Annotated in this window: 19 protein-coding genes; 7 read left to right on the top strand and 12 right to left on the bottom strand. The window is 57.3% G+C overall.

Going from position 1 to position 23,622, the window contains the following annotated elements; genetic code table 11:
* Positions 1–750 precede the first annotated feature (750 nt).
* A complete protein-coding gene (locus tag ACJ8IP_RS03800) occupies positions 751–1,761 on the bottom strand; it encodes a LacI family DNA-binding transcriptional regulator (protein WP_069100158.1) in 1,011 nt (336 codons plus the stop codon).
* Between the two features lie 316 nt (positions 1,762–2,077).
* On the opposite strand from ACJ8IP_RS03800, the gene ACJ8IP_RS03795 reads away from it, so the two are divergent.
* The 3 genes from ACJ8IP_RS03795 to ACJ8IP_RS03785 all read left to right on the top strand — a co-directional run bounded on the left by ACJ8IP_RS03795 (position 2,078) and on the right by ACJ8IP_RS03785 (position 5,196).
* The gene (locus tag ACJ8IP_RS03795; RefSeq protein WP_033650386.1) at positions 2,078–3,001 is read left to right on the top strand and encodes a substrate-binding domain-containing protein; all 924 of its coding nucleotides are present in this window, start codon (positions 2,078–2,080) and stop codon (positions 2,999–3,001) included.
* Between the two features lie 67 nt (positions 3,002–3,068).
* On the top strand, positions 3,069–4,244 hold the full coding sequence (locus ACJ8IP_RS03790; protein ID WP_033643096.1) for a Gfo/Idh/MocA family protein: 1,176 nt from the start codon (positions 3,069–3,071) through the stop codon (positions 4,242–4,244).
* Positions 4,245–4,254: 10 nt separating this feature from the next.
* Entirely contained in the window at positions 4,255–5,196 is a 942-nt protein-coding gene (locus tag ACJ8IP_RS03785) for a sugar phosphate isomerase/epimerase family protein (RefSeq protein WP_033643095.1), read from the top strand.
* 53 nt (positions 5,197–5,249) lie between these two features.
* Here ACJ8IP_RS03785 and ACJ8IP_RS03780 read toward each other — a convergent pair whose 3' ends face one another.
* The 9 genes from ACJ8IP_RS03780 to ACJ8IP_RS03740 form a co-directional block, all read right to left on the bottom strand.
* Positions 5,250–6,347 carry a hypothetical protein gene (locus ACJ8IP_RS03780; protein WP_033650387.1) on the bottom strand — a complete coding sequence of 366 codons (1,098 nt, stop codon included), beginning with the start codon at positions 6,345–6,347 and terminating at the stop codon, positions 5,250–5,252.
* A 61-nt stretch (positions 6,348–6,408) separates the two neighbouring features.
* Positions 6,409–7,446 carry a Glu/Leu/Phe/Val dehydrogenase dimerization domain-containing protein gene (locus tag ACJ8IP_RS03775; RefSeq protein WP_033643093.1) on the bottom strand — a complete coding sequence of 346 codons (1,038 nt, stop codon included), beginning with the start codon at positions 7,444–7,446 and terminating at the stop codon, positions 6,409–6,411.
* A gap of 16 nt (positions 7,447–7,462) precedes the next feature.
* Complete coding sequence (locus tag ACJ8IP_RS03770; protein ID WP_442524309.1) at positions 7,463–10,342, bottom strand: type I polyketide synthase; 2,880 nt, start codon at positions 10,340–10,342, stop codon at positions 7,463–7,465.
* A 13-nt stretch (positions 10,343–10,355) separates the two neighbouring features.
* Positions 10,356–11,531, bottom strand: a complete 1,176-nt coding sequence (locus ACJ8IP_RS03765) for an NAD(P)/FAD-dependent oxidoreductase (RefSeq protein WP_033643091.1) — start codon at positions 11,529–11,531, stop codon at positions 10,356–10,358.
* A gap of 40 nt (positions 11,532–11,571) precedes the next feature.
* Positions 11,572–12,129, bottom strand: coding sequence for an allene oxide cyclase barrel-like domain-containing protein (locus ACJ8IP_RS03760; RefSeq protein WP_050440105.1), 558 nt, complete (start codon positions 12,127–12,129; stop codon positions 11,572–11,574).
* Positions 12,130–12,151: 22 nt separating this feature from the next.
* Positions 12,152–13,180, bottom strand: coding sequence for a PLP-dependent cysteine synthase family protein (locus ACJ8IP_RS03755; RefSeq protein WP_033643090.1), 1,029 nt, complete (start codon positions 13,178–13,180; stop codon positions 12,152–12,154).
* A 42-nt stretch (positions 13,181–13,222) separates the two neighbouring features.
* The gene (locus ACJ8IP_RS03750; protein ID WP_033643089.1) at positions 13,223–13,951 is read right to left on the bottom strand and encodes a thioesterase II family protein; all 729 of its coding nucleotides are present in this window, start codon (positions 13,949–13,951) and stop codon (positions 13,223–13,225) included.
* On the bottom strand, positions 13,948–15,552 hold the full coding sequence (locus ACJ8IP_RS03745; RefSeq protein WP_046687052.1) for an AMP-binding protein: 1,605 nt from the start codon (positions 15,550–15,552) through the stop codon (positions 13,948–13,950). The genes ACJ8IP_RS03750 and ACJ8IP_RS03745 overlap by 4 nt, the downstream gene beginning before the upstream one ends.
* Before the next feature lie 300 nt (positions 15,553–15,852).
* Positions 15,853–16,077 (bottom strand): hypothetical protein, encoded by a 225-nt coding sequence (locus ACJ8IP_RS03740; RefSeq protein WP_033643087.1) that lies wholly within the window; start codon positions 16,075–16,077, stop codon positions 15,853–15,855.
* A gap of 137 nt (positions 16,078–16,214) precedes the next feature.
* On the opposite strand from ACJ8IP_RS03740, the gene ACJ8IP_RS03735 reads away from it, so the two are divergent.
* The gene (locus ACJ8IP_RS03735) at positions 16,215–18,356 is read left to right on the top strand and encodes a TonB-dependent siderophore receptor (protein ID WP_273974290.1); all 2,142 of its coding nucleotides are present in this window, start codon (positions 16,215–16,217) and stop codon (positions 18,354–18,356) included.
* The gene (locus tag ACJ8IP_RS03730; RefSeq protein ID WP_182074150.1) at positions 18,356–19,495 is read left to right on the top strand and encodes an ABC transporter substrate-binding protein; all 1,140 of its coding nucleotides are present in this window, start codon (positions 18,356–18,358) and stop codon (positions 19,493–19,495) included. The genes ACJ8IP_RS03735 and ACJ8IP_RS03730 overlap by 1 nt, the downstream gene beginning before the upstream one ends.
* 4 nt (positions 19,496–19,499) lie before the next feature.
* On the opposite strand, the gene ACJ8IP_RS03725 is transcribed toward ACJ8IP_RS03730, so the two are convergent.
* Complete coding sequence (locus tag ACJ8IP_RS03725; RefSeq protein ID WP_033643085.1) at positions 19,500–20,108, bottom strand: TetR/AcrR family transcriptional regulator; 609 nt, start codon at positions 20,106–20,108, stop codon at positions 19,500–19,502.
* Between the two features lie 121 nt (positions 20,109–20,229).
* On the opposite strand from ACJ8IP_RS03725, the gene ACJ8IP_RS03720 reads away from it, so the two are divergent.
* Both ACJ8IP_RS03720 and ACJ8IP_RS03715 read left to right on the top strand, forming a co-directional pair.
* Positions 20,230–21,828, top strand: a complete 1,599-nt coding sequence (locus tag ACJ8IP_RS03720) for an MFS transporter (protein WP_308324924.1) — start codon at positions 20,230–20,232, stop codon at positions 21,826–21,828.
* Positions 21,829–21,830: 2 nt separating this feature from the next.
* Positions 21,831–23,216: an MmgE/PrpD family protein gene (locus ACJ8IP_RS03715; protein ID WP_060660715.1), complete on the top strand. Its 1,386-nt coding sequence runs from the start codon at positions 21,831–21,833 to the stop codon at positions 23,214–23,216.
* 24 nt (positions 23,217–23,240) lie between these two features.
* Here ACJ8IP_RS03715 and ACJ8IP_RS03710 read toward each other — a convergent pair whose 3' ends face one another.
* Complete coding sequence (locus tag ACJ8IP_RS03710; RefSeq protein ID WP_042784504.1) at positions 23,241–23,555, bottom strand: ArsR/SmtB family transcription factor; 315 nt, start codon at positions 23,553–23,555, stop codon at positions 23,241–23,243.
* Positions 23,556–23,622 lie beyond the last annotated feature (67 nt).

Below are 23,622 nucleotides of genomic sequence, written 5' to 3'. Positions count from 1 at the left end.
ATTATTACGGCGGTGGAAATCAGTTTGTGTGATAATCACATCTGCCACACACACGGTAATTTCACTTAGTGACTATCTATTGAAAAAAATAATCTTACTTTGCGCCGGGTAGCATCTGTTAGCATGGTCATCACTATCGTATAAGAAAAAGTTCAGATTAGGAATAACTGGAGTCGATATACGCTACCGCCCTCAGGTTCAGTGCACCCCGCATGCGGCCTCCAATTCATCAATGAATTTAGATTGCCATAAAGGTTAATAAAATCAAGTAGCAACGTTTAAAATGATGAGCTGTGACAGCTTTTATTTAAGTAAAGATTAATAAATAATCACTTAAGATTTCGAGATGATCCAATTCCTTTTTTCTGTCTTAAGGTTGCTTTTGCTCAAAGATTGACACCGATACAAGCTTGTAATTGCTTGTGGTTTCATCTATTCAACTCAGTGAGAGGTTGAGCATGCCACTGACAATTTTTTATTGCTATTCTCAGTTAGTGGCTAAGGTATTCGTCAAAATATGCGAATCTAAAGTACGAATCACCGCTGAGCGTTCATCCGAGACGCTCTAAGCATATTATCAGCGACTTTGTTATTGACCATGCATTCTTTCAATTGGACTTGGCTAAGCTACTCTGCAAAATGGGTCAAAATGCCCTCCTTTTTGATCGCGCTACGTGAAATCTGGCTAACTTCGGCAGTTCAATCTACAATCAATCTTCAATAGTGACATTGTCATATAAAAGCGAAGCTTCACGCCTGTTTCTCTCCCAGGTGCGACCGCCGAACCCGCAATTCCCCATGCCGCCAGGCGCCGTCTGCCGTGGTGCGATTATCGAGCAGGCGATTCAAGGCTTCTTCGACCAGCCGGTCGATGCGTTGGCTGTAGCTGGTCAGCGCCCAGTTGGCTGATCCGGCCTCGTCGATATCGTCGAAACCTACCACGGCCATTGCAGACGACGGTGCCACTTGCCTGAGCGCTTCGAGCGCCCCCAGCGCCAACACGTCGTTCTCGCAGAACAGCGCCTCAACCCGCTCGCTTTCCGGCGTTGCCTGCAGGTATTCGCTCATCAGCTGGAAACCGCGTTGGCGATCGTAGTGGCCAGCCGTGAGCACCCGATCCAGCTGAAAGCCAGAGGTTATCAGCCTATCGCGGTAGCCTTCCATGCGCAGCAAATGGCTACTTTGCGTGTCTGGCCCCTTCATGTAGCCAAAGCGCCGATGCCCTTGTTCTATCAGCAACCCAGCGATCTCTTCGCCGGCGCGGTAACCGTCGATATTGACCACATCAATGTGTTCGCTTTCCGTATTGCGGCACACCTGCACCAGCGGGATCTGATGCAGATCTTGCGCGATCGCCGCCCACTCTTGGGTTAACACCGTCGCCAGGAACAAAATGCCATCGACCTGCAGCTGATCGGCCATCGCCATCACCGCCCGGTAGTTTTCCCCCGCGGTGATGTTCAACAGCAGCGCCATATAGCCGCGGGTTTGCAGTTGTTTGGTGACCATATCGAGCATCATCATCGAATGCGGGTTCTTCATTTCGTCGATGGCCACGCCGATGATGTGCGTGCGTTTTTGCGACAGGCTGCGCGCCAGCAGATTGGGTCGATAGCCCAGCTCGGCCGCCGCCGCCAGTACGCTTTCACGCGCGCTGTCTGAGATCGACGCACCGGGCGTAAAGGCGCGCGATACCGTCCATTTAGAGACGCCGGCCTTTTCGGCGACGTCGCTGGCGGTGGCTTTGTGGTGTTTCGTCATGGTTGCGTCGATCCCTGCTTCGGTGAAGTCACACTATACCCTGCTCGCTCAGATCCCCTAAGCGCCTGCCGGCATACCTGCTGCGATTATGTCCCGTTTTTGCACCCGATTGCAATTTGTTATGCAACCGGGTGCAAAACATAAAGAGTTTGTGATCGTCCGCGCTGTTTTCACCTTTCCCCTGTTGACCAAATTTTATCCATGGCCGACATTCACGGTGGCATTCAGAGACTCATCGCCGTTTTGTCTCCTGTTTTGCACCCGGTTGCAAAACACTGTTTTTACATAATACCTCTCTTCTCAACAGGATACCGTAATGAAAAAAACCAGACTGTTGTTGATGTTAGCCTGCTCGCTGTTTGTCGTGACCGCCCAGGCCAAGACCTACCAGGTCGGCGTGGCGCTGGCCAACTTCGATCTCAACTTCGTCTCTATCCTGCGCAGCCAAATGGCGCGGGAACTGGTTGCGCAGCAGCTGCAAGGCCAGTTCGTTGATGCCAAAGGCGATGTCGCCCTGCAGGTGCAGCAGGTAGACGATCTGATTAATCAGGGCGTGGACGCCATTATCCTCAACCCGGTCGATACGCAAGGCGTTCAGCCGATGATAGCGGCCGCCCAACGCGCCGCTATCCCCCTTATCTTCGTCAACCGCAAACCCGAAGTGCCGCTGAGCGGCGCGACGGCCTACGTCGGCTCCGATTCGGCGCTCAGCGGTCGCCTGCAGATGGAGGCTCTGGCGAAAAAAATGAATTACCGCGGCAACGTGGCGATCCTGATGGGCGCCCTCTCCAACGAAGAAACCCGCGAGCGCACCCGCGCGGTGGAGGCGGTGATCGCCAAACACAAAGAGCTGAAAGTGGTAGAGAAACAGACTGCGAAATGGCAACGCAATGAAGCGGTCGACGTGGTCTCCGGCTGGTTGCTGAACGGCGTACCGATCGATGCGATCGCCGCCAACAACGATGAGATGGCCATCGGCGCGATCATGGCGCTGAAGCAGGCCAAAAAGAACGGCGTACTGGTTGCCGGTATCGATGGCACGCCCGACGGCCTGCAATTTATCAAAAACGGCGACCTGGCGGTGACCATTTTCCAGGATGCCAAAGCCCAGGCGATCGGCGCGGTGCAAGTGACCCGAGCGATGTTGGATCACGCCAAAACCGAGTCTTACAACTGGGTGCCTTATGCCACCGTGACGCGAGAAAACTACCCGCAATTTGCGCAAATGAACCAGAAATAAACCGTTGCCACTCTCTTTTTCAACCCACTTTGCACCCGAGTGCAAAACCACAGTATCAGGAGTCAGCATGTTAAATGGTGAAAGAAGCATCCCTCGCCCGCTGCGTTGGGCGATGATCGGCGGCGGCCGCCTCAGTCAGGTGGGCTACAAGCACCGTTCCGGCGCACTGCGCGACAATACCGCCTATCGGCTGGTTGCCGGCGCTTTTGATATCGACGCGGCGCGCGGGCGTGAGTTTGGCGTCAATCTCGGCGTGCCCGCTGAACGCTGCTATGACGACTATCAGCAGTTGCTGAAACAAGAGGCCTACCGCGAAGATGGTGTTGAGGTGGTGACCATCGCCACCCCTAACGGCACCCACTATGAAATCACGCGCGCCGCGCTGAATGCCGGCCTGCATGTCATCTGCGAAAAACCGCTGTTCTTCACTACGGCGGAGGCGAGAGAAATCAAGGCGCTGGCGGCGGAGAAAGGCCTGATCGTCGGCGTAACCTACGGCTTCTCCGGGCATCCGCTGCTGATGCAGATGCGCGCCATGATCGCGAACGGCGACATCGGCGAAATACGCATGGTCGAATTGCAGTACACCCATGGCTTCAACGCCAACGAAAGCGCGGACACGTTCGAGGCGCAAAAGTGGCGCGTCGATCCGAAAATCGCCGGCCCCTCCTTTGTTCTGGGTGATATTTCTACCCACACCTTCTACATCTCACAGCTGGTGATGCCCGACATGAAAATTGCCTCCCTGCTGTGCGATCGCCAGAGCTTTATCCCTTCCCGCGCCCCGCTGGAAGACAATGCCATGGTGCTGATGCACTACGAAAACGGCGCCGTCGGCCGCATGTGGGCCTCCGCCATCAACGCGGGCGCGATGGACAGCCAAAGCATTCGCGTGGTGGGCGCACGCGCCAGCCTGCAATGGAGCGATTCCACGCCCGGCGAATTGCGCTATGAGATCCAGGGGCGGCCCAACCAAACGCTGCACCACGGCATGCCCTATCTGGACGACAGCGCGCTGGCCGAAGAGCGGCTCGGCGCGCTGCATACCGAAGGGCTGGCCGAATCCTGGGCCAATATTTACCTCAAGTTCGCCATCGCCATCAGCGCCAGCCAGCACGGCGATCGGCAAACGCTGGCCACGCTGATCTATCCGGATATCGATGCCGGGTTAGAAGGCGTGCGCTGGATTGAAAACTGCGTTCGTTCCGCCGACAACGGCGCCACCTGGGTCAATTACCGATAAGGAAAGCATCATGAAACTTTCATTCTGTACCGACAGCCTGGGCCATTTGCCCTTCGAGCCGATGCTGGATCGGTTGCTGGAGCTGGGGGTGCGCGGCGTGGAAATGACCACCGGCGGCTGGTCTCCGGCGCCCCATCTGGATACCGACGATCTGCTGGCCAACCCGGCCAAACGCCGGCAGCTGCAGCAGGCCCTGGCCAGCCGCGGCATGGAGATCGCCGCGCTCAATGTCTCCGGCAATCCGCTCGATCCGGGCGAGCTGGGGCAGCGCCATCTGCGCCAAACCGACAATACGCTGGAGCTGGCCGGCCTGCTGGGGGTGAAGAAGATCGTCATGATGAGCGGCCTGCCCCCGGCCAGCCCGCATGACACCATCCCCAACTGGATCACCTATACCGTCAGCTGGCCCCCTACGGTGAAAAACTGTCTGGACTATCAATGGAATGAGGTGGCGATCCCCTATTGGCAGGCGCTGGTCGCCCGAGCCAAAGCGTGCGGCGTCGAGCGCTTTGCGCTGGAAAACTTCAGCGCCATGCTGGTGTGGAACCCGGAAACGCTGTTCCGGCTGCGAGAGGCCGTTGGCCCGATGGTGGGTCTGAACCTCGATCCCAGCCACTTGATCTGGATGGGCGCAGATCCCATCGCGGTGGCCCGCGCCCTTGGGCCCGCCATTCACCATGTGCACGGCAAAGACGTACGCCTTGAGCGCGGCGTCGTCGAGGTTAACGGGCTGCTGGAGACCAAACCGATAGACGAGGTAGCTGACCGGGCCTGGAATTATGTCGCCGTCGGCTGCGGCCGGGATCTGCAGTGGTGGAAGGAATTCTTCTCGGTGGTGCGCATGATGGGTTACAACGACTGGGTGTCACTGGAAATGGAAGACTTGACCATGTCGGTCGATGCCGGCATCGCCTCTTCCGTTCAGGCGCTGCAGCAAACCCTCAGCCAATAAATATCCTGCGCAGCGGCCACGGCCGCTGCGCCACCCAGTGAATTGCCAACCGCTTACAAACACCATACCGGCCGGGCGCCCACCGTCGCACTGGCATGCCCAGCGCCATGGCTCAGGCACAGCGTTCTCAGCCCGGCACCCGCACCGGAATACCAGGCGCCGCCTCGCATCAGCATGCGTTCGCCGTAGTTGCGCAGATAAACCTGATCGCCGTCCGCACACCGGTGATGCGGTACAACGCCGAGGATTTTCAATATATCCGGCACCGACTCTCCACTTGCCGCACCAATACGCCCGAACTCATCATCCATCAAACCTGGCGGATACCCATTGTCATGCGGATCGCCGTTGAAATGCCGGATACGGTCCGAAATGCGCGGCGTGCCGGCATTGCCGGTAAGACTCGGCGATGAAGCATCGAATTTTGCGGTTCCCGGGCTGCCGGGAGGTAGCCACTCGCCTGTTGCCAGCTCGACCGCGCGCCAGCGTTCGTCTTCATTATCGGTCATCGGCATCGCGGCGTCATTGTCCGGTAAAAGCAGGATTTCCCCCGCGACCAATTTCAGCCCGTGTTGCCATTCCCAAAGGTTGCCGCAGAGATCGCCAATACCGTGCGGCGTACCGTCATGATACCAGGCAGCCGGCCCGGATGCGGTAAACGTTGTCGGATCGCCCTGCTCATCGCCCACGGCACCGCCGTCACATCGCTTGCCATACTGGCGTCGATCGCGATGCGATCGCCCACTCTCGGTATTGCCTAATTCCGGCCAGCCATGATGACGGCACCAGAACATCAACGCGGCCCATTCGGCGTTGGTGCCAATGTGCCAGCCGCGTCCATTGCGAGCCGCCGCCTGTCGAAATGCGGCCAGGTCATGCCAGCTGGCCGGGGCCGTCTCAGGTTGACTGACCAGTTCGCCATGGATCAGCGTGCCGGGGTAACAGCCGTAGAAGAAAGCCTCTTTTCGCTGACCGTTGACGATAAACGCAGGATGAACCGCCTCGCCTAACCCTGATGTGACCTCTTGCAGCGTAAAACGAGGTATCACATGCATATAGCTGGGCTGCCCACTTGCGGTGTAAAGCACGGTGCGACGCCCTTGCGATTCGGCCTCTACTTTGCAACGCAAAGCGTCTTTTACAATAATCATGGAGTTATGTGCCCGTTAAAAATGCCGAGGCCGGGAAAGCGCAGGCTCCCCGGCCCATTTCTTACGCCACCATGGCGGCGGATTTGATCGGTTGCAACAATTGTCCAATATCGCAATTGAGCAGTTGAGCGCGCTGCAGCAACTCCTCCGTCTTGGCGCCAATCACGGAGTGAACATAGGCGTTGACCTGCTCCTGGTTCATTTGGTTATAACGGTCGGTAAACGCCATTTCGATGCTGTCGCAGATCACTGCGCCGGCGTTGCTGACGTAGTCCGGCAGATAGTGAATACCGCGCGCCAACAGCCGCTGTTCAGCCTGTGGCGTATTAAACGGTGAGTTGGCGCTGCTCACCACCCAGCGGGTATTCAGCTGTTCAATATTCTGTGCATTCAATACGTTGGACATCGACGCGATGCACAGCACCTCGCTGGGTTGCGCCCAAAGTTCCTCTTCGCTCACGCGGCGCACCCCCGCAGGAAATTGCGCTGCGGGGTTGATGTCATAGGCCGTCACCTCACAACCGAACAGCAGGCTTTGTTTCGCCACTTCAGTGCCGACCTTGCCCATACCGTGAATGGCAATGCGCGCGCGAGGCAAATGATTGAGCCTCAGCGTCAACACTTTTTTCATCGAACTCCAGACGCCGTAGCCGGTTGCCACCGATGTATCGACTTGTGGGCTGTCCATGGCATTCAGGATCCACGGCGTAAACTGCCGCAGATAGTCCATCTCTCGATTGCCGGTATTGATATCGCATCCCGTAAACATGGTGCCGCCATAGCGATTGAGCAGAGCGCCTATCGCTTCAAGCACTGCCGGTTGCTCTTGGGGAGAACGTTTGCTGTTCACCACGATTTTGCCGCCGCTGAAGCCGGTATTGTACAGCCCGTGCTTCAGCGACATGCGCTGCGCCAGCATGATCGCCTCCTCTTCCTGCTGCTGCCGGGACGCATAGTTTCGCCAACGGATACCGCCATTGGCCGGTAGCAGCTTGATCTGCGACGAGTAAGCCAGGGTGAATGACGTTTCGTCATCGATTACGACCGTTTCTATCTGGTATTGGTTATGTGTATTCAGCAATTCATTGTTAACTGACATAATTTGCCATCCTGTTTTAATGAGAATCTTGCTCGAATGCTCCAGCCTGGTCCAACTGTTGTTTAATGCCCCACGGCGTAGGCCGCTTAAGAAAATCGGCCATCCCTATTGCCTTGCCAAACTCTTGCTCCAACATCGCCAGCAGGCGCAGCGCCATCAGCGACTGCCCGCCGGCGTCAAAAAAGTCACAGTGGTTAGAATCGGGGTTCACGCCGGTCACACCCCCCCAAACGCGCCAGATACGCGCCATCTGAGGATCTGACTGGCTTGTTGCCGCCGGCGTTCGCTCGGCTTGCGGCCCCTGCCTGTCCCGTTCGCCCAACCACCAGTGCGCCGGATCGAAGGGATACATCGGCAATGCGATGCGCGAAGGCGGCAGTTGCCACAGGCGGCGCCAGTTAACGTTGACGCTGGCGCGCCAGATTTTTTGCAGCGCCTGGATCCATACGGCGCCTTCATTCTGCGCTTCGTCGCGACGCGGCAAGGTTCGCACCGCGGTCACAGAACCGGCGGATTTTAGCTGTGCAACCAACGCCGTGAGCGTCGAACCCGGCCCAACTTCGATAAACAACGTCTTGCCGCGCTGCGGTAGCTGCTGCAAGGCGCGGTGGTAATTGACCGGTTCACGGGCATGACGCGCCCAATATCGGCCGTCAAGCGCCGAACATTCGACTTCGGTCGCCAGCAAGGCGGAGACGTAACGTACCCCCGTCGCCGATTCACGCGGCGGCGGCGCAATATTGGCCAGCTCGTCAAGAATGGGATCCATCAGGGTCGAATGAAACGCATGTGAAACATTCAAGGCTTTGCATCGCACGCCTCGGTCTCGCATCTGGCGTTCGCAAGCGCGAATGGCTTCAGCGGTGCCGGACAGCACGCAGCCGTCATCACTGTTTTCTGCCGCCAGCGATAGCTGATGACTCAACCAGGGCTGAACCTGTTGAACGCTCAGCTCTACCGCCAACATCATCCCGGACGGCAACCCGGCCATCAGACGCCCACGATGAGCGGCGAAAACCAGCGCCTCTTGCACCGAGAACACCCCAGCGGCCCAGGCCGCCGCAATTTCGCCGAGGCTGTGCCCAATGACCCAATCCGGCTCGACGCCGTAATGCATCAGCAGTTCGGCCACGGAGATTTCGACGGCGATCAGCGCGGGCTGCGTCAACGCGGTATCGTTAATCGACTCGGGCGCGGCCTCTCCGGTAAATAACGCCGAGAGATCCAGTGCGGCTTGCGTTTGCACTATCTGCAGTTTGTCGTTCATCAGTTTTCTGAAGGTCGCGTCCTGCGCCATCAAATCGCTGGCCATACCGATAAACTGGCTTCCCTGGCCAGGGAATTGGAAAACTACCGACAAGCGCCCTTTCCCCGTATCCATCATGTTTTCTTTCACGCTCAACGCGCCCCGATCGTCTATCTGCAAGGTGCCGCGATAGCGCAGCGACTTTCTTCCGCTTTGCGCGCTCCAGGCCAAGCGTTCGTCGTTTTCGCCGTGCGGTCGCTGCAGATAGCGTTTTACCAGCCGATGCCAGGCCTGTTCTGACTGTGCGCTGATCGGTACGACGCTGGAAGACAATGAGGCCGCTGTTCGCGCCGGCGGCATGACAGGCGGCCTCGCCAGTACGACATGCGCATTCGTACCGCCAATACCGAATGCGCTGACGCCGATGGCCTGGCGCGGATCCTCGCGATCCCACCGTTGAGCGGAACAGATAAACTCAAACGGACTCTCCGCCAATGCCATTTCCGGATTCGGTGAGCCAACGTTGATCTGCGGCGTGAGCCAGCCATGCTGAATTTGCAGGGCGGCCTTAATCAATCCCGCCATGCCGGCGCAGGTTTCCAGGTGCCCGACGTTAGCCTTGACTGCGCCGATGGCGCAGAACCCCCGTCGTGTCGTATGCTCTCGGAAAACGCCGTTCAGCGCCTCGAATTCGATGGGATCGCCGGCCAGAGTGCCCGTACCGTGGGCTTCGATGGCGCGAAAATCCTCAGGCGTCAACCGGGCATCGTCCATCGCCTGGCGCAGCAGGCGTTGCTGGCCATGCAAACTGGTGGTGGTAAAACTGACTTTGCGCGCGCCGTCATTATTCATCGCCACGCCTTTGATCACCGCGACGACGTTATCGCCGGCCGCCAGCGCATCACTCAGGCGCTTCAACACCACCACACCGACGCCGCTGCCGAATACCGTACCGCTGGCATCTGCGGAAAATGGCCGGCAGTGCCCATCGGTGGAAAACACCATGCCTTGCTGCGCAAAATAGCCGTCGTTTTGCGGGATCCTTAGGGTACAAGCGCCTGCTAACGCCAGGTTGCAACGGCCGCTGCGCAAGGCGTGGACCGCTTCGTATACCGCCACCAGCGAAGTGGCGCAGGCGGCTTGCACGTTGCACACCGGCCCCCCGATGCCCAGATGCCAGGCCACCCTGCTGGTGAGGTAATCTTTATCGCTCATTATTTGCCGCTCGAACGGCGAAGGATTGAGTTTATCGAGTAGCTCGGATCCTTGCGCCTGACGTAAATAGTCAGAGCTGCTACAGCCGGCGAACAGCCCGGTATCCTCAAGTTCCCCCGGTGTCACACCGGCGCTTTCCAGCGCGTGCCAGGCGCATTCCAAAAAGAGCCGCTGCTGGGGATCCATCAGCAGCGCATCGCGCGCGCTAATACCGAAGAATCCTGCATCAAAGCGAGATATGTCGCCGGCCACAGGCGCGGCGACGGGAATATATCCCTTGTCGACGGCATCATCCCGATCGTTATCGACGCGAACCAGGGATTCGACACCGTTGATCAAATTATGCCACCAGCTTTCGATGTCCTCGGCACCCGGGAAACGGCAGGCCATGCCAACCAGGGCGATATCCCGTTCATTGCTGTTCACCTGCTGCATGAAGGTTCTCCGCTCAGAAACGCAATGCGCTGATGTCCCAACGGGGCTCTCGTTCCGCCAGCAGATCGGCGCAAATTTGCCCCATCAGAGGCGTAAATTTGAACGCCCATCCCCCTGCCGAGACCACCAGATGTTCGCCGCCGTGGCAGCGGCCTTTGGCGCTGTCGAGATAGAATTGGCGCGCCGGATCGGTGGGCAACACGGCCAGACAGCTTGCAGCGGAATGCTGTTTATCCGGTTCGAGGAACGGCATATGCCGGCGGGCAAACTCCAACGCGCGCTCCACGTGCTGCGGGTTTGCCCTATAGCCAGGCGCATTGGCTTCGGTGATCGGATCCACTTCGAAGTCGGTCCCCAGCCGATCAAACCCATTGACGGACCAAGGGTTGGGCGGGAAGCCATAAAACAGGTTGCTGTCGCTTTCCACCGGCGGTTGGAAAGCAAACCAGAAGGGATCGTTGGCTCCCAGGCGCTGGCTGCGCAGCATGCTGATGCAGGCCATCTCATAGGTAGAAAGCGCAAGTTCAATATCCAACTGGCGCAGCAGTTTCTTGCTGCCCGGCCCACTGGCAACCAGGACTTTACGGGCGCGATAACGGTTTTGCGTCGTCAGCACCGTTGCGCCCCGAGCATCGGGCTCCACGGCCTTCACGCATTGCTGGAACTGGAACTCCACGCCGGCTTCGCTGGCCAGCGAGTAAAGCGACGCCAGGGTGCCTTTAACGTCGATCACGCCACCGTCTTGCTGCAAGAAACCTTCATAGTTGCTGTCCAAGCCGGTGAAACCATAGCGCCGTTCGATTTCACGCATCGTCAGACGTTCATAAGGCAACCTCATTTCATCCATTGAAAGCATGGTTTGGCGGATTTGCCCCTCATTGGTCCAGACATCCGCATCGCCGAACCATAGGCTGCCAATGCGGTGGATCAGTTTTCTGTCCGCCTGTTGTTCCAGCTGCCGCCACAATTTGTCGGCCTCCAGGGTAAGGCGGAATATTTCCAGCTCCGAATATTGCAAACGCCAATGGCGCTCCTCCCCGCTGGTGCCGGCCAGTTGCGTAAATAGCGCATGTTGTTCCAGGACCAAAACCTTATGGTCGCGATGCTCTCGCGCATAATTCCATGCGGCGGCCAGCCCGATGGGGCCAGCGCCGATAATAATGACATCCCAGTGTACCGACGTGTGCATACCTATCCCTCGTAATGGATATTGTGTGTGTTTGATAAAATTATTTTTTAATTAAGCTTTTAATCTGATCCAGCGGCAACAGGACGATCAGCGTCAGATATTTTTCTCGCGGAATATCCTGATAGAGCTGACGAACGCCGATCTTCCCCATGACATCCCCGCTAACGCCGGCGGCGAACAACGATTGCCATTGCCCCGCCCAAATCGCACTGGAATTCCAAATGCCGGCGGTTTCGATTCGCCCCAGCGGCGTCTCGGCCGTCTCGTGGTACCAGGAAACCACGCTGTCGTCCGGCAGTGAGGCGATTTTCCACCCCTGGCCCTTCATCGTGCCGATATCATGCCCCTGCTTATCCACCAACCGATCGATATGTGAATTGGCATCGCCAACGTTAGGGACATTATCCGCTTTTGCTTTAAAGGTAATATTTGCCATTTCGATAACGGAAAGCACGGTGGCATTGTTATAGCCGTCTTTCGTCGCCAAAATATGCTCAATATCGTTGGCCTCTTTACCTGAACTTATTAACTGGCGAACATAATCGCCAAGCGCGATTAGCTCAGACAATACATTATTATTGCCCTGTATAATTTCCATGAAATATTCCTTTTAGACGTTGTTAAACGGTCAAGGCTTCAGATTGTTTGAACCACTCGCGCCCTTTTTCTCGATCGATATCGGAACCGGCGTCGGCAAAGAGTGTGACAACCCGTTGATCCGCACTCAGCGTTTCTGCCAGCTTACAGGCCGTTTTCCAGTTGGCGGCGGAAGATGCGCCGATTTTAACGCCGGTCAACTGATGGAATTCGTGCATCGCGCTGAGCGCTTCCCGATAGGAAACCGGATTGAAAGGCGGTTCCTGCGGCATCAACTTACTGATGAAAGGCTGACGGAAACCGAAGCCCAGCCCGCCGGCTCCGGCAAATTTAGGTTCACCGTTCGGCGCAGACAGCGTACCGTAAGGCAATTCGCGCGGCGTGCTGCCCCATACGATCAGCTGTGGGTTATCCTGACGCAACGCGGCGGCCACCCCCGACAAAGTCCCGCCGGTCCCTACCGCCGATACCCAACCGTCGATGCGCTCACCCTCCAGCTGCCGGCGAATCTCTGCGCCCGTCGCATGCTGATGTACGGCGGTGTTGACCAGGTTAAGATGCTGAGAAAGCAGCGTCCAACTGCCATCTTCATGCGCAATCTGCTGGCTGCGTGCAATGACGCCGAGCAGGAACTGATTGCGATCGACCAGAGTAACGATGGCTTTATCGGCTTTTAACGTGTCGATAAGCGGTTGCGGAGACGAATCCGGGATCACCACTTGCACCGCTATCCCGCACATATTGCCGAGTTTGGCCAGGGCTTTCGCCATATTGCCCCCCGAGGAATCGAGCAACTTCAATTCACCGGCGGCGAAGTCGTGTTGATTGATGGCATCGCAAAACAGACCGAACGCGGTGCGGTCTTTCACCGAGCCAAACGGATTCTCAAACTCAAACTTGGCGTAAATCGACGCCTTTCCCTTTGGCGACGGCACTTCAACCAGCGGGGTATTGCCTAACGTCGCATAGAATTTTTTCAACTGGGGGAACAGAGCGAAGGCTTTCTCCGTATCCGGTGCGCAATCCTGTGGGTTAAACAGCTCAAAATTCATCAGAGGTTCCTTTAAAGCCATACGTTGACAAATAAGCCAGCGTTACCGGAGCAGCTGGCGGAGAAACGCAGCGGTGTCCTGCGCGAAATAAAAGTGATCGCCCGCGAGGAATTGCACCCGGCTGCCGGGGAGTTCTTTTTCCCACAGCGACAGCGCGGCGCGGCTAACCAACGGATCGTTATCGCCGCCCAAAATGCGTGGCTGCATGTCGGGCAAAGGTTCTGCGCTGAGCGCGCCCAACAGCTGTAGATCTTGCTGTATCAAGCGGGTGACAAGCGGGCGAGTGATCTCATCCAGCGACAGTGCGCCGCTGCTTTCACTGAATGTCAGGATGTCGCCCAACACCTCTTGCCGCAGGCTTTCCTGTTGAAGTATTTTCAGTTCAGAGGGGGCGCGCTGGGCCGACAACACGGCGTCGATGTTAAAACGCGACGCTTGTAACGCCGCGGCAACCTGCAGGGCAAACAGCGCGCCCATGCTATGACCGAAAATCACCACCGGCGCGATGCCCAGCGAAGAATGCAGCGCATCAACGCAGCGCGTAATGGCTCGCTGCGCCGTTTCCCAAGCCGGCGCGTCTTGCGCGTCTTCTCGGCCGGGGTACTGCACGATGAACAGATCCACCTCGTCCGGCAGCAGATCACGCCAGTGCTGGTAGAACGCAACGCCGCCGCCGGCATGTGGAAATACGACCAATTGTTTGCTGACCGGTGAACTGCATGGGCGGCTGAGCCTCACCACGCAACCGAGAGACGTGCGCAATGGCGTCATGAGTTCAACCCCGCCGTATTTTTGACCGTCTGTTCCTGGCGCAGCATGTCGCGCAACGTCACGCGATCTATCTTGCCGATCCCTTTCATCGGAATGGTATCGATGACAATCAGCCGCTCCGGCGCCTTGAACGCCGCCAGCCCTTCTTTCTCAAAGAAGCGGCGCAATGCGCTGAGAGTCAGAGTGGCATCCGTGCTGGTGACAAACAGACAAGGCACCTCACCGTAGAGATCGTCCGGCATACCAACGCAGGCGGCTCGCACCACGGCAGGATGCTGTTCAGCCAACTCCTCTATCTCATTGGGACTGAATTTCTCTCCCCCGCGGTTGATCGAGTCGTTTACGCGGCCGTCGATGAAAATGTTGCCCGCGGCATCGACGTGCGCCAGGTCGCCGGTACGGTAGAAGCCGTCCGCGGTAAACGCGCTACGATTCGCCTGGGGATTTTGGTAATACTCGGTGAGCGTATAAGGGCCGCGGGTGATCAGTTCGCCTGATTTGCCCACGGGCAAAGGACGGCCGTTTTCGTCGACGATCAGTACTTCATCATGCGGGCTCAACGGCCGGCCCTGAGAGCTGAATCGCAGAGTGTCATCATCGTCAATCGAGTTAAAACACAGCAGCCCTTCGCTCATGCCATAGCACTGCTGCAGGGTAATGCCGAGGTTGCGGGAGGCGGAGGCCGCTAGCTCAGGCGTCACCCTGGCGCCACCCACCTGAACATGCCACAAAGACGTCAGGTCGCGCGGCGTTTGCCGCTGCAGTTCGCTCCATTGAGACAGCAACGCAGGCACCAGCGTGGTGTGCGTCACGCCGCATTGCTCGATCACGTCCAACGCCGTTTCCGCCGACGGAGCGTCGGCGAGCGCAACGGCGCCGCCGCGAGAAAGTGTACCGAGTATACCGGGGCAATTGATGACAAACCCATGCGAAACCGGCATCGCGGCGAAATAGACCGAATGGCTGTCTAAAGCAAACACGTCACAGCCGCACTCGATCATATAGCTGTAGCCGCCATTTTTACGGGCAATCGCTTTAGGTAAACCGGTGGTGCCGCTCGAGAGCAACATGACGGCGGTATCCGAGGGCGTCATGGTGGCGGCGTGAAGTGGCGGCGCGGGCGTCAAAGGCGAACAGAAATGTTGCAGGTTTAGGTAACGAGTGTCGTGCCCGGCGTCATCGTAGTCTTCGACCAATATCACATCGATATTGAGACCTTCGGCCAACAGCGTCTGCAAAGCGGCAAGTGGGTTATAGCGACGGGAACCTCGCTGCAGGGCAAATACTTTTGGCGCCGTCAGATGCAGAATGTGCCTCAGCTCTTTTTCTCGATAAGAGGGTAATATCGGCACCGGGATCGCACCGAGCATCAACGAAGAGAGCATGATGACAACCGCTTCACGGGTGTTGCGCAATTGATAGGCGATCCGATCACCCTTCACCACGCCCAATTGACACAGCTTCAAAGCGGCTGAAGCCACCGCACCGTTCAGCCAGTCGTAAGTGTAAACCTCCCCGTGTTCAAAAAGCGCCGGGCGCTGTCCATGTTGTTGAAGGGCCAGCAATAAACGTTGGTTGATCGAATCCTCAACACTAACCATAGCGACTCCATAATGAGTTAACTCACTGTTTGACTGTTATCTTTCTCAATCACAATTCGTTAAACAAACAGCTTTCGGCACCTCGGTCAGGCGGCGCCATCACTTCTGTATTGGCTCAGAATGAAAAGCAAAACGGACTCAAAAACACTTCATTTTCTGGCCGACATCAAACACCATGACCGACCGTCAGTCAATTACCTTGGCGTTAATTATTTGTAGATCTTATGTTTCACCCCTATCATGTCGTTTTAATCTCCTTTATAAACAACACATTATAAATAATACTTTTTTTATACTTGCTTATGACATTTCAGAAATAAGCTGTTCTAATGAATAGTCTCGCCCTCCCCACAGCGATGGCGCGTTAACACAGCGGGCTTTCAGCAGGGCTTGCAATGCCACCGTTTCCGCCGAACTGAGTGCTAAATCTTGACGCAACTGCCAGCTGCCATCCGCCTCTTGCAGCACATCTTCAGGCACCCCCACCTCAGCCAACAGCGCCAACAAATCATCCAGAGTCTTCATAATGTTATCCAATCGTTAAATGGTATTGATAATTATTCATATTGACCGTCAGTCGGTCAATGAGTATTTTAACGCTTGCCTGAGATGACCAGACTCCCGCCCTCGCAGCGAGACTCTTACTTAAAGAGGGATTTTTTTTGAATAAATTCAACGGATTTCGCCTGCGGAAGGCTTATCTTTGCCCGTTGTTGCTGGGCATGATGCCCTGCCTGACCCTGGCGGTCGATGAAGAGTCGATCTGGGTGGTCGCAGAGGGTTCATCCTCAGACAATGCCCCACAGGGTTATGCCGCACAGCAAGCGACGGTGGCGACCAAAACCCGGTCACCGTTGGTCGATGTGCCGCAATTTGTCTCGGTGGTCAATCGCCAGCAAATGGATGTGCAGTCGGCCGACACGGTTAGCCAGGCGTTGCGCTACAGCGCCGGCGTTGCCGTGGAACGTTTCGGCGCCTTTTCCAGCGGCGTGGACTTCGCCAAAATGCGCGGTTTTGAGGCCGACTACTACCTGGATGGATTGCGCGTCATCGGCAATACCGGCATTTGGGGACCGCAAATTGAAACCTGGGGAGTGCAAAGCGTTGAAGTCTTGCATGGCCCTTCATCCTCGTTATACGGCCAGGGGGGCGCCGGCGGCGTTATTAATATGATTTCCCGACGCCCTTCCACCGCCGAGTCGAATCAGCTTAAATGGGATGTCGGCAATGACCGCTCGCACTCCCTCAGCCTCGATTCCACCGGCGCGCTGACCGATGACGAACAGTGGGTGTACCGCTTCGATGGCCTGGCGGCCACGCGCGGTTCGCAGATCGAAGACACCAGGCAAAAGCGCCTCTTTCTGGCGCCCGCAATCACCTGGCAACCCAATGACCGCACGCGCTGGACCGTGTTGGCTCACTATCTTCGCGAACCCCAATCAGGCTATTACAACACCCTTCCCGCCCAGGTTTTGGGGCTGTTGCCCAATCCGCACGGCAAGATAGATACCGATAGAAATTACAGCGATCCCGCGCACGAACACTCGAGCCGTACGCAATACGATATGACCTCGCTGCTTGAATTCGAATTGAACGATCGCTGGCGCCTAAAGCAAAACCTGCGCTATTCCCACGTAGACTCGACGGTGCGGCGCGATTTTACGCGCGCCATCACGCCGGACGAGGGACTTTTGACGGCGGTTTATCAGGACGCACCGAGTCAGGCGGACAGCATCGTGATGGATAACCAGGCCGAGACGACATTCGTTACCGGCGCCATCGTCCATCAGGGATTGGCCGGGATCGACTTTCAGGCCGGTAAATTGGATAAAGACTGGTGGGGATCGCAAACCGTGACGTTTGATCCCTGGTCCGAACAGTACCGCCCTTCATTCGAACCTATCCCGGTTTCACGCACGTCGACAACGCAACGCTTCCAGCGCACGGGCTTATACGGACAGGACGAAGCCAGCTGGCGCGGATGGCATTTGTTGTTGGGCGGCCGTCATGACTGGTCACGCATGCGTACCAGTGACAATCTGGCCCATACTCAAACGCAAACCAATGACGCAGCCTGGAGCTATCGCGCCGGGTTGAGCTACCCGTTCGACAATGGCCTGGCGCCGTGGGCCAGCGTCTCTACCGCCTTCGAGCCGTTGACCGGCACAAACGCTCAAGGCACGCCGTTCAAGCCAACCCATTCCACTCAGTATGAGATGGGGATGAAACTGCAGCCACCCGGCAGCGCAACGATGACCAGCCTGGCGGTCTACCAACTGACGCAGCGCGATGTGAACACCATCGATCCCCTTAATCCCAGTTATTACACCCAAACGGGTGAAGTGCGTTCTCGCGGCGTGGAGCTGGAATCACGGGCGGCGGTGACCGATAACCTTAATCTGATGCTGTCCTATGCCTGGGTCAACAACGTCGTGACGGAGGCTAACGATAGCACGCAGGGGAAACATCCGGTGGGGGTTCCGGCGCAGACCGGCTCGATGTGGCTGGACTATCGCTTTACTAAAGGGCCGCTGCAGGGGCTGCTGATCGGTGGCGGTACCCGCTACCTGGGGGCCAGTTGGGGAGATGGCACCAACACCTTCAAAGTGCCCGCCGTTTGGCTCGGCGATATGACCGTTCGCTATACGCCGGGTGCCTGGGATCCTCGTCTGTATAATCTGGAGCTGGGATTGACGGTCAACAACCTGACCAACAAATCTTACATCGCCAGTTGCACCAGTGCGCCTTACTGCAGCATCGGCATCGAACGCCGCATCATCGGTTCGATAAGCTGGTATTTCTGATGCACAGACGACGTTTTCTTCAGGCGGCCGCTTTGCTGGCACTTTCTTCGCCTTCACGCTCTCTGCGCGCCCAGGCTGATACACAGATCGTGACCGATATCGTCGGGCGTACGGTGACTTTACGCTATCCTCTGCGGCGTATTTTCCTGGCGGAAGGCAACCTGTTTTATACCGTTGCGGCGCTCAACCCACGCGCGCCGATGGAAAAACTGGTGGGTTGGCGAGACAATTTCCGCACCGCCGACCTGGACAGCTACCGGCTGTATCTGCGCTATTTTCCCGAACTGGCCAAGCTGCCGGCCTTCGCCGGCGTGCAGCAAATGCAATTCGATCTGGAAAGGTTGATCGCCTTGCGGCCCGAAGCCATGTTGCTCAACGCGAATACGCGTTCTGTGCTGGAAACGAGCGGCCTGATGGCTAAGCTTACGGCGGCGAACATCCCCGTGGTGTTTGTCGATATGAGCATCGGCCTGATGAACAACAGCGCCAGAAGCATCGCCATCATGGGGCAGCTGTTTGATAATCCGCAAAGTGCACATAGCCTGATTCGCTTCCGCCAGCGTCATCTCGATACGATCCGCGACACGCTGATGAAACGGGCTCCGCCGCGCCCACGCATAATGATGGAGCGCGCCGCCGGATTATACGAGGATTGCTGCCTGTCTTGGGGCAATGGCAACTACGGCGAGATGGTGGATAGCGCAGGAGGATTCAATTTGGCTCAGACGCATATTCACGGCGTTTACGGCGCATTGAGTCAGGAAACGGTGATCGCTTCCCGGCCCGATAAAATCGTCGTGACCGGCAGCAACTGGAGTCATTACTCGCCCCACGGTGACTGGATCAACCTTGGGCCAGGCGCAGATTTGACGCTGGCAAAAACGCGGCTGGAAAAATTGATGCGACGCTCGGCTTATCGCACCCTGGCCGCGGCAAAGAACGGACAGGCGTACGCCATCTGGCACCCGTTCTACGATCACCCTTTTAATTTCGTTGCGATCGAACGTCTGGCCACTTGGTTCCATCCGTCGCTGTTTGCCGGCGTTGATCCCGAAGCGACTTTTACTGAACTCTTCGCCCGCTTTCTTCCCATTCCGTATCAGCCCGGTTACTGGGTGTCGCTCAAGGCGGCGCCGTAAACGATCAGCGACATCCCAGCAAACGCATGAATTCCTGCGCCAGCGCAGGCCCCAGCCCTTGGCGGTCGGCGTCGGGGTTGACCATAACGTCATCCACGGCACCATGCATGCCGTGATACATCAAGATGGCGGTCAGATGCGGATTCTCCAGACGCCAGGCGCCCGCCGCTGCGCCATCGTTTAAAATCGTCAGGATCTGCTCCAGCACGGCATCACGATCCTGATTGCCTCGGGTATGATAATGATGATCGTGATACAACGCATCGTGCAGTTCCATGCCTTCAAAATAGGTCGCCACGCCGGCATCACACCAGGCTCTCAGACGCGCCAACCAGTCATCCGGCGCACATTCATCGATAGCCAGCTGAATTTTCTCGATAAAGTGATTGGTGAAACGTATACGTAAAGCGGACAACATTTCATTTTTGGACGGGAAATAGTGGTAGAAGGTCCCTTTGGCGACGTTGGCGTCGCGGACGATATCGCTGATGGTGGTCGCTTCAAACCCTTTTTCGATAAACAGCTTCTGCGCCGCATCCATCAATTCATCCAAGCGCACTTCCGCCGGTTTGGTTCGAGGCTGTGTTTCTTTCATCTTCTCTTTTGTCTTCATATCAACATCCACTAGGAGTCCAGCGGCCATCGTAACCAATGTTGTTGCCATTGACCAGCCGGCCTATCTCAGTGAAATCAATATTTACGCTCCATTGACCGACGGTCAGTCATAATATAGGATGAGAATAGTTTTCACTATCACCCCCATCTCAATAAGGAGCCCCACTATGTCCGGTATGCGCAGGATTTCGCTCGTTGCCGCCATCTGTCTGGGTACATTTATGGCGTCGCTTGATATCAGCATTGTCAATGTGGCGCTGCCCACGATGCTGGAATCGCTACAAACCGACATGTCGGGCCTGCAGTGGGTCGTTGACGCCTATGCCCTTTGCCTTTCCGCGTTAATCCTTTCCTCCGGTCCGCTGGGCGACAGATTTGGCCGCAAGCGTATTTGGCTGTACGGCGTTGCATTGTTTACCGTCGGTTCGATCGTTTGCGCATTCGCCTCCTCTCTCGGCATGCTGCTGACGGGCCGGGTGATACAAGGGATCGCCGGCGCAGCCGTTATCCCTGGGGCATTGTCGTTATTGACTCATGCTTTTCCGGAGGAACAGTTGCGCACCCGCGCGATCGGGATCTGGTCTTCGGTCAATGCCCTTTCGCTGGTGATTGGCCCGGTTTTGGGCGGCTTGCTGGTGCATACCACCGGTTGGCCAGGCATATTCTGGATCAACATTCCGGTTGGGATCGTCGCGTTGATATTGGGCGGTTGGGGGCTGCGAGAAAGCTCGCATCCTGAGCACGCTGCGCTTGACCCGCTGGGGCAAGGGTTGAGCATCTTGTGGCTTGGCGCGCTGACCTACGGGCTGATTGCCGCCGGAGAATTCGGTTGGCACAGTGTGCAATCGCGTTTTCCGTTGTACGCCGCCCTGGCGCTGTTTGCGCTGTTTCTCTGGGTGGAAACGCGGGTCAAACGCCCCTTGCTGCAGCTGAGCCTGTTTCGCAACGCCGATTTTAGCGGCTATAACCTCGCCTCTTTTGTACTCGGTTTTTCCGCTTACAGCAGCGTCTTCTTCGTCTCGCTATTTCTGCAACAGGCCCAGGGCTGGAGCCCCGCCGACACCGGTTGGCGCATGGCGCCGGAATTTCTCGCCATGGCGCTGGCCGCTTCCGGTTTTGGCCGCCTGTCCGCCAAACTGAGCGTGAACTCGCTGATGATCGTCGGTTATGGCCTGATGGGCGTTGCCCTGCTGTTGCTGACGCAGCTGCACGCCGATTCGCCTTACGCTCTGGTGGCGCTCTATTTGGCCCTGCTCGGTTTCGGCATGGGGCTGTCCATGCCGGCGACAAGCGCCTTGGTGATGCGCACCGTTGCGCCGCAACGTTCCGGGATGGCGTCGGCAACGATGAACGCGCTGCGACAAACCGGCATGACGCTGGGCATCGCCTTGCTGGGCACGCTGATGAGCATGAAAGCGGTGACCACCTTGACTGCGGCTTTGCAAACGCAAGGCGTGGAACAGGCCGCCGCAATCGCCCGGACGGCGGTCATCGAACAACAGCAAACGGCCGTTGATGCATTGAGCGCGAGCCGCATGCAAGCGCTGACGCACAGCGCCTTCGCCGATGGTTTCGGGATCGCCATGCTGTGTGCCGGATTACTCAGCATCGTGATGACCGTGTGGCTGCTGATCATGCTGCATCCGCGTTTCCGTCTGCATCCTCAGGCCGGAAACGCCGTGCTGAACAAGTCACCTGAACGACTGAACGAGGAATGAACATGACAAAATTATCGGTCGACCCGATCGAAGAATTGATCGCTTTCGCTTCGCAGGTAGATGCGTGCATGATTCCCCCCGCCGTCCTGGCATTCCAGTGTAAACGGCTCATGGATAATCTTGGCTGTCTCGCCGCCGGCTACGATCAAAGCGGCGTTGACGCGGCGCTGTCGCTGGCCAGACGCTGGAGCGGCAACGCCGAAGCCAGCATTATCGGCAGCGAAGAGCGGCTCGCCGCGCCGCAGGCGGCGTTTGTCAACGCCGTACGCGCTCGCGCGCTCGATTATTGCGACGTGCTTTCTCCTGGCTGGCACCCCAGCTCCTCGGATATTCCTGTGGCCTTGGCGGCTGCGGAACTGTCGGGCGCTTCCGGCCTCGACACCTTGGCTGCGTTGGCCGTTGGGCAAGACTTCGCTCAACGCATCAACCTCGCCGCGCAGGCGAACGGCTTTTTCTACCGCGGATTCGACTCGAACATCCTCGGCCTGTTTTCCGGCGCAGCGATCGCCGCCCGCCTGTTGCGCCTGGACCTGCACGCCTTTACCGACGCTATCGGCCTGGCGTTCGATTTTGGCATCGGCACCTTCCAACACTATCAGGACAAGACGCTGGCGGTACGTATCAGCCAGGGATTGGTGGCTCGCCATGCGCTGGAAGCGGTTTTAATGGCGCAGGCTGGAATAAGTGGCCCTAAACGCGTCCTGAGCGGCGAGAACGGATTTTTCAATCTCTATGCCCCGGGCGAACCCGACCTGGGATTGCTGACCCACCACTTGGGCACCGCCTTTCTGGGTGAAGAAGCGACCTGTTTCAAACTCTACCCGCACTGCAGCATTCTGCTGGCGCTGACCGAAGCGCTGTTGAACGACGGCCCGCATCGGCAGTTGCCCGATCCCGCACGGGCGAAGATCACTCTGCATGCCTCGCCGACCATGCGCATGGTCTGCGGCGCGCCATACGAGCCGCAGAAAACGGCCGAAATCGATGCGCAATTCAGCGCGCGTTACATCATCGCCAATGCGCTGCTGCGCGGCCAGGCCAGCGCACGTGAATTCAGCGCGGCTTCAGCGACAGAACCTACGGTCGTTGCTCTGGCGCAGCGTATCGAAGTTCATGAACAACATGCCTTCGATAGGTTTGACCGCTTCGAACTACACATCACGCCGGAGCAGGGTGATACGCTGCGGCTCGAGGCCGAGTTTGGCCGCGGCTGGCCGGAGAATCCGGCCGACATGCAGGATATTCGTGAGAAATTTCTTCACTGCTGTGCGCAATCCCCCAGTGAGGGATTACGCCTCAATGCGCGAAAACTGATGGCCTGCATCGAGAATCTGGTCGAAGCGCCTTCGTTACAAGCCTTGTTGGCCGCAACGCGAGAAGTGCGCTAGTCCCGACGCACTTCGCCGGCCCCCTCACTTCGGCGCGTAAATCTCTCTGAGCGTGGCGATCACTTTCGCCACGTTTGGGTTATCGATACGGTAAAACAGGGTTTGCGCTTCGCGTCGGTACGTTACCAGACCTTCATTGCGCATTTTCGCCAGGTGCTGCGACAGCGCCGATTGGCTGAGCGGCACCAACTGTTGAAGCTCCCCCACGGCAATCTCATCGTGTTTCAATAGCAGGCAAAGCACCAGCAAACGGTGTTCGTTGCCTATCGCTTTCAACAGCCTGGCGGCCTCAATCGCCCCTTCATTCAAAAAGGGATCCTGCTTAGCTTTTGCATTCATGGTCAATCACGGCCCCGTCATCATTCAGCCGCATTATAGCGGCTTTCAGGCGCCGGCACAGCATTAC

It is taken from the genome of Serratia sp. CY52157 (assembly GCF_052168495.1).
Taxonomy (GTDB): Bacteria; Pseudomonadota; Gammaproteobacteria; order Enterobacterales; family Enterobacteriaceae; genus Serratia; species Serratia ureilytica.
Note: the sequence above shows the minus strand (reverse complement) of the source record. Positions and strands in the feature narration are given on the sequence as shown.